15 protein-coding genes are annotated in these 12,408 nt (G+C 71.6%); 13 read left to right on the top strand and 2 right to left on the bottom strand.

Annotated elements, in window-relative coordinates:
• Positions 1 to 115 precede the first annotated feature (115 nt).
• The 4 genes from ACZ6EM_RS10930 to ACZ6EM_RS10915 all read left to right on the top strand — a co-directional run bounded on the left by ACZ6EM_RS10930 (position 116) and on the right by ACZ6EM_RS10915 (position 3,576).
• Positions 116 to 1,042 (top strand): ABC transporter substrate-binding protein, encoded by a 927-nt coding sequence (locus ACZ6EM_RS10930; protein ID WP_359904494.1) that lies wholly within the window; start codon positions 116 to 118, stop codon positions 1,040 to 1,042.
• Between the two features lie 37 nt (positions 1,043 to 1,079).
• On the top strand, positions 1,080 to 2,054 hold the full coding sequence (locus tag ACZ6EM_RS10925; RefSeq protein ID WP_380550074.1) for an amino acid ABC transporter permease: 975 nt from the start codon (positions 1,080 to 1,082) through the stop codon (positions 2,052 to 2,054).
• Positions 2,051 to 2,854 (top strand): amino acid ABC transporter ATP-binding protein, encoded by an 804-nt coding sequence (locus ACZ6EM_RS10920; RefSeq protein ID WP_401054938.1) that lies wholly within the window; start codon positions 2,051 to 2,053, stop codon positions 2,852 to 2,854. Before ACZ6EM_RS10925 ends, ACZ6EM_RS10920 begins: the two co-directional genes overlap by 4 nt.
• Positions 2,855 to 2,988: 134 nt before the next feature.
• Positions 2,989 to 3,576 carry a CGNR zinc finger domain-containing protein gene (locus ACZ6EM_RS10915; protein ID WP_359904503.1) on the top strand — a complete coding sequence of 196 codons (588 nt, stop codon included), beginning with the start codon at positions 2,989 to 2,991 and terminating at the stop codon, positions 3,574 to 3,576.
• Here ACZ6EM_RS10915 and sodX read toward each other — a convergent pair.
• Positions 3,573 to 3,935 (bottom strand): nickel-type superoxide dismutase maturation protease, encoded by a 363-nt coding sequence (gene sodX, locus ACZ6EM_RS10910; RefSeq protein WP_380355836.1) that lies wholly within the window; start codon positions 3,933 to 3,935, stop codon positions 3,573 to 3,575. The genes ACZ6EM_RS10915 and sodX overlap by 4 nt on opposite strands.
• 273 nt (positions 3,936 to 4,208) lie before the next feature.
• Here sodX and sodN point away from each other — a divergent pair, with 273 nt between their 5' ends.
• The 8 genes from sodN (at position 4,209) to ACZ6EM_RS10870 (ending at position 10,623) form a co-directional block, all read left to right on the top strand.
• Positions 4,209 to 4,604 (top strand): superoxide dismutase, Ni, encoded by a 396-nt coding sequence (gene sodN, locus ACZ6EM_RS10905; protein ID WP_045699892.1) that lies wholly within the window; start codon positions 4,209 to 4,211, stop codon positions 4,602 to 4,604.
• A 346-nt stretch (positions 4,605 to 4,950) separates the two neighbouring features.
• Complete coding sequence (locus ACZ6EM_RS10900; protein WP_401047466.1) at positions 4,951 to 6,015, top strand: FecCD family ABC transporter permease; 1,065 nt, start codon at positions 4,951 to 4,953, stop codon at positions 6,013 to 6,015.
• An 86-nt stretch (positions 6,016 to 6,101) separates the two neighbouring features.
• Entirely contained in the window at positions 6,102 to 6,851 is a 750-nt protein-coding gene (locus tag ACZ6EM_RS10895; protein WP_465772302.1) for an ABC transporter ATP-binding protein, read from the top strand.
• 28 nt (positions 6,852 to 6,879) lie between these two features.
• Positions 6,880 to 7,872, top strand: coding sequence for an ABC transporter substrate-binding protein (locus ACZ6EM_RS10890; protein WP_401047463.1), 993 nt, complete (start codon positions 6,880 to 6,882; stop codon positions 7,870 to 7,872).
• An 87-nt stretch (positions 7,873 to 7,959) separates the two neighbouring features.
• Positions 7,960 to 8,343: a nuclear transport factor 2 family protein gene (locus tag ACZ6EM_RS10885; RefSeq protein WP_380548204.1), complete on the top strand. Its 384-nt coding sequence runs from the start codon at positions 7,960 to 7,962 to the stop codon at positions 8,341 to 8,343.
• Positions 8,344 to 8,353: 10 nt separating this feature from the next.
• A complete protein-coding gene (locus tag ACZ6EM_RS10880; protein ID WP_380548207.1) occupies positions 8,354 to 8,830 on the top strand; it encodes a GNAT family N-acetyltransferase in 477 nt (158 codons plus the stop codon).
• Between the two features lie 188 nt (positions 8,831 to 9,018).
• A complete protein-coding gene (locus tag ACZ6EM_RS10875; protein ID WP_359904520.1) occupies positions 9,019 to 9,429 on the top strand; it encodes an ATP-binding protein in 411 nt (136 codons plus the stop codon).
• Between the two features lie 186 nt (positions 9,430 to 9,615).
• Complete coding sequence (locus tag ACZ6EM_RS10870; protein WP_452180763.1) at positions 9,616 to 10,623, top strand: RNA polymerase sigma factor SigF; 1,008 nt, start codon at positions 9,616 to 9,618, stop codon at positions 10,621 to 10,623.
• 73 nt (positions 10,624 to 10,696) lie between these two features.
• Here ACZ6EM_RS10870 and ACZ6EM_RS10865 read toward each other — a convergent pair whose 3' ends face one another.
• Entirely contained in the window at positions 10,697 to 11,125 is a 429-nt protein-coding gene (locus ACZ6EM_RS10865; protein WP_401047456.1) for a hypothetical protein, read from the bottom strand.
• A 50-nt stretch (positions 11,126 to 11,175) separates the two neighbouring features.
• On the opposite strand from ACZ6EM_RS10865, the gene ACZ6EM_RS10860 reads away from it, so the two are divergent.
• Entirely contained in the window at positions 11,176 to 12,147 is a 972-nt protein-coding gene (locus ACZ6EM_RS10860) for a diacylglycerol/lipid kinase family protein (protein WP_401047454.1), read from the top strand.
• The last annotated feature ends 261 nt before the right edge of the window (positions 12,148 to 12,408 follow it).

The following is a 12,408-nucleotide window of genomic DNA, read 5'->3' as shown; positions in this document are numbered from 1 at the left end:
ACGACGACGTACGGCGACACGCACCCGTACCGAGCCGCGCGGCTCGCCGGTCCGGTGCGCCGCTCCCGCGGCGCGCTCCGCCCGACCTCTCTCCCCCAGGATGGAGATCCCCCTCATGACCACCCGTACCCAGCGCAGCCGGCTCCTCGCAGCCGGTGTGGTCGCCGCGTCGGTCTCCCTCGTGCTGACCGGTTGCAGCAGCAGCAAGAGCGACGGCGGCGGCGCCCCCAACGCCTCCGCCACCGTCAACGAGGTCAAGGCCGACCCCAAGCTGGCCTCGCTCGTCCCGGAGGACGTCAAGTCCGCCGGCAAGATCGTCGTGGGCGCGGACGCCTCGTACGCCCCGGACGAGTTCAAGGACGACAGCGGCAAGATCATCGGCATGGACGTCGACCTGGCCAACGCCATCGCCGCCAAGCTCGGACTGAAGGCCGAGGTCCAGGACTCCGGCTTCACCGCGATCATTCCCGGCATCCAGTCGAACAAGTTCCAGCTCGGCATGTCGTCCTTCACGGACAACAAGGAGCGCGAACAGATCGTCGACATGGTCACCTACTTCAACTCCGGCAGCGCCGTCGCGGTGAAGAAGGGCAACCCGGAGAAGGTCGACCCGAAGGACCTCTGCGGCAAGAAGATCGCCGTCCAGACCGGCACCACCCAGGCCGACGAGATCAAGGACACCCGCGACCCGGACTGCGCCAAGGCCGGCAAGCCGGGCATCCCGAACGGGGGCGACAAGTTCGACCTCCAGACGGACGTCACCAACGCCGTGGTGTCCGGGCGCGACCAGGCGATGATGGCCGACTCCCAGGTGATCGACTACGCGATCAAGCAGTCCGGCGGCCAGCTGGAGAAGGTCGGCGAGACCTACGGCACGGCCCCCTACGGTGTCGCCCTGGCCAAGGGCTCCAAGCTGACCCCGGCCGTCCAGGGCGCCGTCCAGTCGCTGATCGACGACGGCACCTACAAGCAGATCCTCACCAAGTGGGGCGTCGAGGCCGGCGCCATCTCCACGTCGGCCGTCAACGGTGCCGTCAGCTGACCCTCGTACGCTCCATCTTCTCCCCCGAGGCCACACCGTGAACTCTTTGGACAAGGGGACGGCGGAGAAGGGGCGGCCTGACATCATCAAGGCCGTCCCCGTCCGCCACCCCGGACGCTGGGCGGGCGCCGTCGTCATCGCCCTGCTCGCGGCGATGCTGCTGAGCGCCCTCCTCACCAACCCCGCTTTCAAGTGGGACATCGTCGGTCAGTACCTGTTCCACGACAGCATCATGCACGGCCTGCTGGTGACGCTGGAACTGACCGTGCTCGCCATGCTCATGGGTGTGGTCGGCGGCATCATCCTCGCGGTGATGCGCCTGTCCCCGAACCCGCTGCTGGCCGGCGTCGCGTGGGTCTACATCTGGATCTTCCGCGGCACCCCGGTGCTGGTGCAGCTGGTGTTCTGGAACTTCCTCGGCCTGATCTGGGCCAAGCTGTCGATCGGCGTCCCGTGGGGGCCCGAGTTCTGGTCCGAGCAGACCAACGTGCTGATCCCGACCTTCGTCGCCGCACTGCTGGGCCTCGGCCTCAACGAGGCCGCCTACATGGCGGAGATCGTCCGCGGCGGCATCCAGTCGGTGGACGAGGGCCAGAGCGAGGCCGCGCACGCGCTCGGCATGAGCCGGTTCCAGACCATGCGCCGGATCGTCCTGCCGCAGGCCATGCGGGTGATCATCCCGCCGACCGGCAACGAGACCATCTCGATGCTCAAGACCACCTCGCTGGTCTCCGTGATCTCCCTGGAGGAGATCTTCCGGGCCGGCCAGGTCATCTACTCCCGGAACTACCAGAACATCCCGCTGCTGATCGTGGTCAGCCTCTGGTACCTGTTCTTCACCTCGGTGCTGACCATCGGCCAGTACTACATCGAGCGCCACTACGCCCGAGGCTCCAACCGCACCCTCCCGCCCACCCCGCTGCAGCGACTGCGGGGCCTGTTCGCCGGGAAGCCCGCCCCGAGGACGACCGCCGACGTCGTCCCGGGGATCGAGGGAGGTGGTCACGTATGACCGATCTGACCAAGACCCCCGCCGACGCCGCGGCCCCGGCCGAGCCCATGGTCCGCGCCGAGAGCGTGCACAAGTCCTACGGCCCGGTCGAGGTGCTCAAGGGCATCGACCTGGAGGTGGCGAAGGGCGAGGTGTTCTGCCTGATCGGCCCCTCCGGCTCCGGCAAGTCGACCTTCCTGCGGTGCATCAACCACCTGGAGAAGATCAACGGCGGCCGCCTCTGGGTGGACGGCGAGCTGGTCGGCTACCAGCAGAAGGGCGACCGGCTGCACGAGCTCAAGGACCGCGAGGTCGCCCTCAAGCGGCGCGACATCGGCATGGTCTTCCAGCGCTTCAACCTGTTCCCGCACATGACCGCCGTCGAGAACGTCATGGAGGCGCCGGTCCAGGTCAAGGGCGAGAGCAGGGCCGACGCCCGCGAGCGCGGCATGGTCCTGCTGGAGCGGGTCGGCCTCGCCGACAAGGCGAAGAACTACCCCTCGCAGCTCTCCGGCGGCCAGCAGCAGCGCGTGGCGATCGCCCGCGCGCTGGCCATGAAGCCCAAGCTGATGCTCTTCGACGAGCCGACCTCCGCGCTCGACCCGGAGCTGGTCGGCGACGTCCTGGACGTCATGCGCGGCCTCGCCGAGGAGGGCATGACCATGGTGGTCGTCACCCACGAGATGGGTTTCGCCCGCGAGGTCGGCGACGCGCTGGTGTTCATGGACGGCGGTGTGGTGGTCGAGTCCGGCAACCCCCGCGAGGTGCTCACCAATCCCCAGCACGAGCGCACCAGGGCCTTCCTGTCCAAGGTGCTCTGAGCCCGTACCGTCGGCGCCCGGCAGGCCACTCCTGCCGGGCGCCGACGCCCTCCCGCCGGGGAAAAGAGGCCGGAGCTCCGCCCAGGTAATAGGCTGGAGGCAGTCAGCCCGTTACCGAACCTGGAAGGACCCCTGTGGAGCTCGCCGCCTACGCCGATCTCGCCGTTCGGCTGGTGAACACCGAGGAGCCCGAGCGCGGCACCGACACGCTGACCTCCGTGGAGGCCGTGCGCGGCCTGTTCTCCGACTCCGCGCGGGCCGCCGCGCTCGCCGACGAGTCCGACCTGCCCCGGCTGCGGGCGGTGCGGACCCGGCTGCGCGGGGTCTTCGAGGCCGCCGCGGAGGGGGACGAGATCCGCGGCGTCGACCTGCTGAACAGCCTGCTGATGGAGTACCCGGTCAGCCCGCTGGTCTCCGGGCACGACTACCTGGACGACGCCGGACGACCGCGCTGGCACCTGCACCTGGCCGACAACTCCCCCACCGCCACCGCGCACTTCACCGCGGTCGCCTGCATGGGCCTGGCCGTCCACCTGACCGAGCTGGGCGCCGACCGGCTCGGCATCTGCCAGGCCGCGCCCTGCCGCAACGCCTACCTGGACACCTCGACCAACCGCTCCCGCCGCTACTGCTCGGACCGCTGCGCGACCCGCGCCAACGTGGCCGCCTACCGGGCCCGCAAGCGCCAGGAGGCGGAGGCGGCGGCCCGGGGCGGATCCTAGACGTCCTCCACCCAGGCGCCGAGCCGGCGGGCGAGGCCCGGCACCCGGGCCAGCCGCGGGGTGAGCAGCAGCCGCTCCAGCCGGCGCCCCGGCGCCAGCCAGACCGGGCTCGGGCGCAGCCGCAGCAGCACCCGGCCGAGCACCAGCTCGTCCGGCACGGCGCCGTAGCTGCGGCTGTCGCTGTCCACCGGGCGGTTGTCGGAGAGCAGCCACCAGCCCGTGGCCCGGCGCTCGGCGGCCCGCTTCACCACCAGCAGGTCCTGCTGGAAGGGGTGCCGGAAGACCACCACCGCGCCCGGCCGGATCGGCGCGCCGTAGCGGACCAGCAGCTGGTCGCCCTCGCGCAGGGTCGGGACCATCGACGGCCCCGCCACGTCGACCAGTCCGAACGGCAGCGCGCCGCCCCGGTCCGGCCCCCCGGCCCCGGCGCCCTGCGGTCGCGTGCTCCGCGCCACGACTCCTCCTCCTGCTCCGCCCGCCCCCAGTCTGCCGTACGGACCGTCACCGGTCCGATGTCCGGATTACCCCGGTTCCTGGTCCGTCTTTTGCCCTAGGCCCGCCGCCCGATCGCGAAACGGCGAGGCCGGAAGGGTAATCTCGGGCGCGGGAAGACGATCTAAGGAAGGACTCCCATGTTCTCTCGTCTGTTTGCACCTCGCGCCACCGCCCACGCCCACTGCGACCTGCCCTGCGGCGTGTACGACCCGGCGCAGGCCAAGCTGGAGGCCGAGTCGGTCAAGGCCACCCAGGAGAAGTACCAGGCCAACGAGGACCCGCACTTCCGCGCCCGCGCCATCATCATCAAGGAGCAGCGCGCCGAGGCCGTCAAGCACCACATCTCGGTGCTGTGGAGCGACTACTTCAAGGCCCCGCACTTCGAGAAGTACCCGCAGCTGCACCAGCTGATCAACGACACCCTGAAGGCCGCCTCGGCCGCCAAGGCGTCCACCGACCCGGCCACCGGCCAGGCCCTGCTGGACCTGATCGCCGAGGTCGACAAGATCTTCTGGGAGACCAAGCAGGCCTGAGCCTGACGCGTCGCCACCCGACCGCCCCCGTCCGCACCGCCGGACGGGGGCGGTCGCGCGTTCCCGGCCCGCCCAGGGCCGGTAAGGGTTGCCTGCCCTGAGTGGCTGTTATGCTGCCAGGGCGTCCGAGGGGGAAGTCCGGTGTGAATCCGGCGCTGACCCGCAACGGTGAGCACGGCCCGTACCAACCCGTACGGCCCGCGCCAGCCCGATCGCCCCCGGCCGCTGAACTCCCGACAACTCGCCGCGGACTGCGAGGGGAACGGCGCCGCGGCACGCCTTCGGCCGGCGCCCGCCCCGGCGCACCCGCGGCCCGAGGCAAGGCGCACCCGTGGACCGTGCAGTCGTGGACCGTGCAGTCGGCCCGCCCACCCGTCGAATACCCGTCGTCCCGCTCGCCGCCGGCCTCGTCGCCGCCCTGCTGCTGTCGCTGCTCTGCGGGGTCGCCCTCGGCTCCTCCGGACTCGGCCTGCCCCGGGTGCTGCGGCTGCTGGGCGCCGGGCTGACGGGCGGACGGCTGGACGCGGGCGAGGCGGCCGCGTACGCGATCGTCTGGGAGATCCGGCTGCCGCGCACCGTGCTGGCCGCCGTCGTCGGCGCCGGCCTCGCCGCCTGCGGGGTCGCCGTCCAGGCCCTGGTGCGCAACGCGCTGGCCGACCCCTTCGTGCTCGGCATCTCCTCCGGCGCGGCCGTCGGTGCCAACGCCGTCCTGCTCTTCGGCGCCTTCGCCTCGCTCGGGGTGTGGGCGATCTCCGCCTCCGCCTTCGGCTCCGCGCTGGCCGCCATGACGCTCGTCTACCTCGCCGCCCGCACCGCGTACGGACTCACCCCGCTGCGCCTGGTGCTCACCGGCACCGCGCTGTCCTACGGCTTCTCCGCCGCCACCACCCTGATGGTCTTCGCCGCCGACCGCGGCGAGGCCGCCCGGGACGCCATGATGTGGCTGCTCGGCAGCCTCGGCGGCGCCACCTGGGGCAAGGTGCCGATCGCCGCCGTCACGGTGGTGGCCGGCCTCGCGTACCTGGCCTGCGCCGCCGGGCGGCTGGACGCGCTCGCCATGGGCGACGAGACCTCCGCCTCGCTCGGCGTGGACCCGGACCGGCTGCGCCGCGAGCTGTTCGTGGTGACCGCCGCCGTCACCGGCACCGTGGTCGCGGTCAGCGGGGCGATCGGCTTCGTCGGGCTGCTGGTGCCGCACCTGGCACGGATGCTGGTCGGCGCCGGGCACCGCCGGGTGCTGGTGATCGCGCCGCTCGCCGGGGCACTGCTGCTGGTCTGGGTGGACATCGCCTCGCGCACCCTGCTGGCACCCGCCGAACTGCCCGTCGGGGTGTTCACCGCGGTGCTCGGCGTGCCCGCCTTCCTGCTGATGATGCGCCGCCGCGGCCAGGCCCTCGGAGGAACCCGGTGACCGACGTGACCACGGCGACCGGCCCGGCCGACCCGGCCGCGCCCACCCCGGCGCGGGCCCAGGACCTCGCCGTCGACGCCGTCTCGGTGGAGCTGGCCGGCACCCGGCTGGTCCACGAGGTGACCCTGGCGGCCTCCGCCGGGCAGGTGGTCGGACTGGTCGGCCCGAACGGCAGCGGCAAGTCGACCCTGCTGCGCTGCGTCTACCGGGTGCTGAAGCCGGCCGGCGGCGTGGTCCGGCTGGCCGGCGACGACCTGCACGCCCTGAGCGCCCGCGACACGGCCCGCCGGGTGGCCGCGCTGACCCAGGAGCACTCCGCCGAGTTCGACTTCACCGTCGCCGAGGTGGTCGCCATGGGCCGGCTGCCGCACCGCCGCGGCTTCGGCGCCCCGGCCGACGGGGACGCGGAGCGCTGCGCCGGGGCGCTGCGCAAGGTCCGGGCCGGGCACCTCGCCGAGCGCGGCTTCCTGAGCCTGTCCGGGGGCGAGAAGCAGCGGGTGCTGTTCGCCCGCGCGCTGGTCCAGGAGCCGCGCCTGCTGGTGCTGGACGAACCCACCAACCACCTCGACATCGCCCACCAGCTGGAGGTGCTGGCGCTCGCCCGCGAGGCCGGCCCGACGGTGCTCACCGCGCTGCACGACCTCAACCTGGCGGCCGGCCACTGCGACCTGGTCTACGTGCTGCGGGCCGGGCGGATCGTCGCCTCCGGCCCGCCCCACGAGGTGCTCCGCCCCGCCCTGCTGGCCGAGGTGTTCGGCGTCCGCGCCACCCCGGTACGGCACCCGGAGACCGGCGCCCTCCAGCTGCTGTTCGACCGGCTCGCCCCCTCCTCCTGACCCGTCCCGCCTGCCCAGAGGAACCACCTTGCGCACCAAGGCCGTTGCCACCGCCGCCCTGCTCGTCCTCGGGCTCACCGCCTGCGGCGCCGAGATCGCCCCGAAGGAGGCCGCCACCGCCTCCGCCCACTACCCGGTGACGGTGGACAACTGCGGGCAGAAGCTCACCTTCGCGCGGAAGCCCGCCCGGGTGGTGACCAACGACGTCAACATCACCGAGCTGATGCTCTCCCTCGGCCTCGCCGACCGGATGGCCGGCTACGTGATGCCCGACGACAAGGGCCGGATCGACAAGGTGGCCTGGAAGGACGGCTACCAGCAGACCACCTGGCTCTCCAAGAAGGTGCTCACCAAGGAGATCGCCCTGGACGCCCGGGCCGACCTGGTCCTCGCCGGCTGGCACTACGGCTTCGACGAGGGCGCCGGCGTCACCCCGCAGGCCTTCAAGGCGCTCGGCGTCGACTCGTACGTGCTCAGCGAGTCCTGCCGCAGCGGCAAGGGCACCGAGCGCGGCGTGATGGACCCGCTGGAGGCCCTCTACACCGACCTGGCCAACCTCGGCGAGATCTTCGACGTCGAGGACCGCTCCGACCGGCTGATCGCGGACTTCAAGGCGCAGATCGCCGCCGTCCCGCAGCCCGAGCGCCGCCCGTCCGTCTTCCTGTACGACAGCGGGCAGGACAAGCCGTACACCGCCGGGAAGTTCGCCGCCGCCAACGAGATCATCGCCAAGGCCGGCGGGAGCAACATCATGGGCGACCTCGCCGACACCTGGGTCACGGCCGGCTGGGAGGGCGTGGTGCAACGCGACCCGGAGGTGATCGTGATCAACGACTACGCGACGCCCGGGGCCGAGGAGAAGCGGAAGTTCCTGAAGTCCTTCCCGCCGCTGGCCAACGTCTCCGCGGTCAGGAACGACCGGATCTTCGTCATGGACTACGTCGACCTGGTGGAGAGCCCGCGCAACCCGGCAGCGGTCGGCGCGCTGGCCGAGTACCTGCGTACCGTGCCGGCCCGCTGACGACCCCCGGTCCGCTCCTCCGGGGCGGTGGCCGCGGGCGTACGCTCAAGGTACGAGCCGACGGAACCCGACCGGAGGAGCGAGATCATGACCACGATGGCGGCCCCCGGCGCCTTCGACACCCGCGCCCTGCGCGAGGGCATCGAGCGCTGCGACGCCGAGACCCTCCTGGCGCTCTACGCGCAGGACGCCGAACTGCGCATGGTCGATCGCAAGACCCAGCCCAGCCACCCCCTGGTGATGCACGGCCGGGAGGAGATCGGCGCCATGCTGGACGACGTCTACGGCCGCGAGATGACCCACAAGCTGGAACAGGTGGTGGTCCAGGGCGACCACGCCGCCTTCCTGGAGTCCTGCCGGTACCCCGACGGCGTCCGGGTGCTGATGTCCTCGATGGCCGTGCTGCGGGACGGCCGGATCGTCGACCAGACCTCCGTCCAGGCCTGGGACGAGACGGGTCCCGAGCAGTAGGCTCACAGGCATGATCCGCACCGCCGTCGCCACCGACGTTCCCGTCATCCACGCCATGATCCGCGAACTCGCGGACTACGAGCAGGCCCTGCACGAGGCGAAGGCCACCGAGGAGCAGCTGCACGACGCCCTGTTCGGCGAGAACCCGGCCCTGTTCGGGCTGATCGCCGAGGACGACGCCACCGGCGAGCCGGTCGGCTTCGCGGTGTGGTTCCGCAACTTCTCGACCTGGCGCGGCACCCACGGGATCTACCTGGAGGACCTGTACGTCCGTCCGCAGGCGCGCGGCGGCGGCCACGGCAAGGCGCTGCTGCTGGAGCTCGCCCGGATCGCCGTCGAGCGCGGCTACTCCCGGGTCGAGTGGTCGGTCCTGGACTGGAACCAGCCCTCGATCGACTTCTACAAGGCGATCGGCGCGGTGCCGATGGACGAGTGGACGGTCTACCGGCTCACCGGCGAGGCCCTGGCCGAAGCCGGGCGGCGCTGAACGGCCGTCCGGAGACCGGCGAAAGGGTCTGCCACCCTGCGTCGCAATGCCTTACCATGAGTAACTCCCGAACCGGGGTGCGGAAGGCAGAGCGATGGTGGATGCGTGACGCCGGGCCCCCTTCGGGGGTAGCAAGCGGTAACAAGCGGGGTACCAAGAAAGCACAGCGCGCCACCCAGGAGGCAAGGGTGTCCCAGATCGACGGCGATCTCGGTGTTCAGGACTTCGTGGAGGTCCGGCTGCCCGCAGCGGGGGCCTACCTCTCCGTCCTGCGAACAGCGACGGCCGGGTTGGCGGCCCGGCTGGACTTCACGCTCGACGAGATCGAGGATCTGCGGATCGCGGTCGACGAGGCCTGCGCCATCCTGCTCCAGCAGGCGGTGCCCGGGTCCGTACTGTCCTGCGAGTTCCGGCTGGTCGGCGACTCGTTGAAGGTCACCGTCTCGGCCCCGACCACCGACGGCAAGGCCCCCGAGCGGGACACCTTCGCCTGGACGGTGCTCTCCGCCCTGGCCGGCGAGGTCGACTCCTCGGTCGGCGCGGACAAGACCGTGTCGATCAGCCTGAACAAGAAGCGCGGCGGGTCCCCCGCCCACTAGCCGGGCGCCGGACCGAACCGCACGACCGAGCAGCACCGAGCACCACCCGCGCAAGGGCCGTCCGCCGCTCCCCCGACCGGGGTTCCGACGGACGGCTCCCGGTACCGCCACCCACGCGGTACGACCAACGAGACGATTCCGGGGCCACCGGCCCCGGTGCTCCCGGAACGGAACGGGGGAATGGCCGTGAGTGATCTGGACCGTACCGGCCTCGCGACGGCGGGACCCGCCGTACCGACCCAGGCGAGCGTTCCCGGCCTCGCCGCCAACGACGAAGCGCACCCGAAGGACGCCCAGCGGATGAGCCACCCCACCGAGCCGACGTCCGAGCCGACGCCTGCCTCCGTGCCCCCGCCGGACCCGGCGGGCGAGACGGACCCGGCGGTCGAGGCCGAGCCGCACAGCGCCGTGCCCGCCCAGGGCTCGCACCGCACCGGCGCCCCGGACCGGGAGGCCGCCCGCGCGCTGTTCGTCCGGCTGTCCGTACTGCCCGAGGGCTCCCCGGAGCGGGTCGAGTTGCGCAACCAGCTGGTGCGGATGCACATCCCGCTGGTCGAGCACCTGGCCCGGCGCTTCCGCAACCGGGGCGAGCCGCTGGACGACCTGACCCAGGTCGCCACCATCGGCCTGATCAAGTCCGTGGACCGCTTCGACCACGAGCGCGGGGTCGAGTTCTCCACCTACGCGACGCCGACCATCGTCGGGGAGATCAAGCGGCACTTCCGCGACAAGGGCTGGGCGGTGCGGGTCCCGCGCCGCCTCCAGGAGCTGCGGCTGTCGCTCACCACGGCGACCAGCGAGCTCTCCCAGCGGCACGGCCGCTCCCCCACGGTGCACGAGCTGGCCGAGCACCTGGGGATCTCGGAGGAGGATGTCCTGGAGGGCCTGGAGTCCGCCAACGCGTACTCCACGCTCTCGCTGGACGTGCCGGACAGCGACGACGAGTCGCCGGCCGTCGCGGACACCCTGGGCGCGACCGACGAGGCGCTGGAGGGCGTCGAGTACCGCGAGTCGCTCAAGCCGCTGCTGGCCCAACTGCCGCCTCGGGAGCAGAAGATCCTGGTGCTGCGGTTCTTCCGGAACATGACCCAGTCGCAGATCGCCGCCGAGGTGGGGATCTCCCAGATGCACGTGTCCCGGCTGCTCGCCCGGACCTTGGCCCAGCTGCGGGAGAAGCTCCTGGTGGAGGAGTAGGACTGACGGCCGCTCAGCTCCGGCTCGGCGGCCGTCCGATCCCCTGCCCTGCGACCCCCGGCCCTGTACGCCCCTAGTCCTCGGACGGGGCGTACAGGGCCGCCGTCGACTTCGGGTTCAGCAGGCAGCCGATGCCCACCAGGCCGAGCACGCCGATCAGCACGCCGAACGCGATCGCCGTGCCGCCGCTCTCGAACATGTAGTAGGCGACCGGCAGGCAGATCGAGTTGGTCAGCACCGCCGGGCTGCGGCCCCAGCGGCGCTCCTTGAGCAGTGCGAGGGCGGCCAGCACCGGCAGCACGCCGAGCAGCACGATGACCGCTCCGCCGAACTCGTTGAGGGCCAGCTGCTTGGCCTGGCCGGACACTGCGGCCACCATGTCCAGGACGCCGACGACGGCCAGCGCGATGCCCTCCAGGGCCGTGATGGCGGCGCCCAGGGTCAGGGAGGCCGGTCGGCCGGCGCCGGCCGTGGGTGCGGGTGCGGAGGTTTCTGCGGTCACTCCAGCAGGGTAGCCGCCGGTCGGTCCGTACCGACCCGTAGGCTTTCCCCATGCGCGCTCTCCTGGTCGTGAACCACAAGGCCACCACCACCAGTGGCCGGACCAGGGACGTCCTGATCCACGCCCTGCGCAGCGATCTCAAGCTGGAGGTCGCCGAGACCCAGTACCGGGGCCACGCGCGCGACCTGGCCCGCGGGGCGGCGGAGGACGGCACGGTCGACCTGGTGGTGGCGCTGGGCGGGGACGGCACCGTCAACGAGGTGGTGAACGGGCTGCTGGCGCACGGCCCGGGCGAGAAGGTCCCGCGACTGGCCGTGGTGCCGGGCGGTTCGACCAATGTGTTCGCCCGCGCGCTGGGCCTGCCCAACGACCCGGTCGAGGCGACCGGCGCCCTGCTGGACGCGCTGGAGCACGGCCGGGAGCGGCCGATCGGGCTGGGCAAGGCGATGACCGACGGTCTGCCGGACCGCTGGTTCACCTTCACCGCCGGCCTCGGCTTCGACGCCGGCGTGGTCGGCCGGGTCGAGGAGCAGCGCCGGGCCGGGCGCAAGTCCACCCACGCCCTGTACGTCGGCCAGGCCCTGCGGCACTACTTCACCCAGCGTGAGCAGCGCCGCTCCGGCCCGATCTCCCTGGAAATGCCGGGCCGCGAGCGGGTTCCGGGCCTGGTGCTGTCGATAGTCAGCAACACCTCGCCCTGGACCTTCCTCGGCAACCGGCCGGTCTACCCCTCACCGCTCGCCTCCTTCGACACGGATCTGGACGTCTTCGGCATCACCCGGATGACGACGTTCGGCACGGCTCGAACGGTCCGTCAGATCCTGCGGTCGTACGCGCCTTCGGGTGACGGCGCCCCTCCGATGGGCCCTTCCGGGAAGCACGTCGTCTCCTATCACGACGTCAGACACTTCACCTTGGTTTCGGAGGAACCGGCGCCGTTCCAGGTCGACGGGGACCATCTTGGAGACAGGAGTCGCGTCAGTTTCACAGGCGTACGGCGGGCACTGCGTGTGATTGTGTGACTGGAAGGGGGGTTCCTCCTTCTTCTCGAACGCACAAGCCCCCTTCACTCCATAGAAGTACTGGCTGTGAGCTAGGCGACACCGAAGAATCCAAAATTCCTCCCCGAAGGGGGTTGTATCCGAGCCCGAGGTTTGCGAACCTCTACATGGCGATCGGGACACATCGCAGCGACGGCAACTCCGGAACCACAGGAGCGCCGACCGCGGGGTGTCCCTCGAATCGCCGAATCCCCCCCAGCACAGACCACCCGGGCCCGACGG

The organism is Kitasatospora sp. NPDC041917 (genome assembly GCF_055589745.1).
Note: the sequence above shows the minus strand (reverse complement) of the source record. Positions and strands in the feature narration are given on the sequence as shown.

Bases quoted from the DNA above. Each gene is read 5' to 3' on its own strand.
- sodX (WP_380355836.1), bottom strand. From the start codon at position 3,935: ATGGTCCCGACCCTGCGCGAGGGCGACCAGCTGCTGGTCCGCTACGGC.
- ACZ6EM_RS10920 (WP_401054938.1), top strand. From the start codon at position 2,051: ATGACCGATCTGACCAAGACCCCCGCCGACGCCGCGGCCCCGGCCGAG.
- ACZ6EM_RS10930 (WP_359904494.1), top strand. From the start codon at position 116: ATGACCACCCGTACCCAGCGCAGCCGGCTCCTCGCAGCCGGTGTGGTC.
- sodN (WP_045699892.1), top strand. From the start codon at position 4,209: ATGTTCTCTCGTCTGTTTGCACCTCGCGCCACCGCCCACGCCCACTGC.
- ACZ6EM_RS10880 (WP_380548207.1), top strand. From the start codon at position 8,354: ATGATCCGCACCGCCGTCGCCACCGACGTTCCCGTCATCCACGCCATG.
- ACZ6EM_RS10885 (WP_380548204.1), top strand. From the start codon at position 7,960: ATGACCACGATGGCGGCCCCCGGCGCCTTCGACACCCGCGCCCTGCGC.
- ACZ6EM_RS10860 (WP_401047454.1), top strand. From the start codon at position 11,176: ATGCGCGCTCTCCTGGTCGTGAACCACAAGGCCACCACCACCAGTGGC.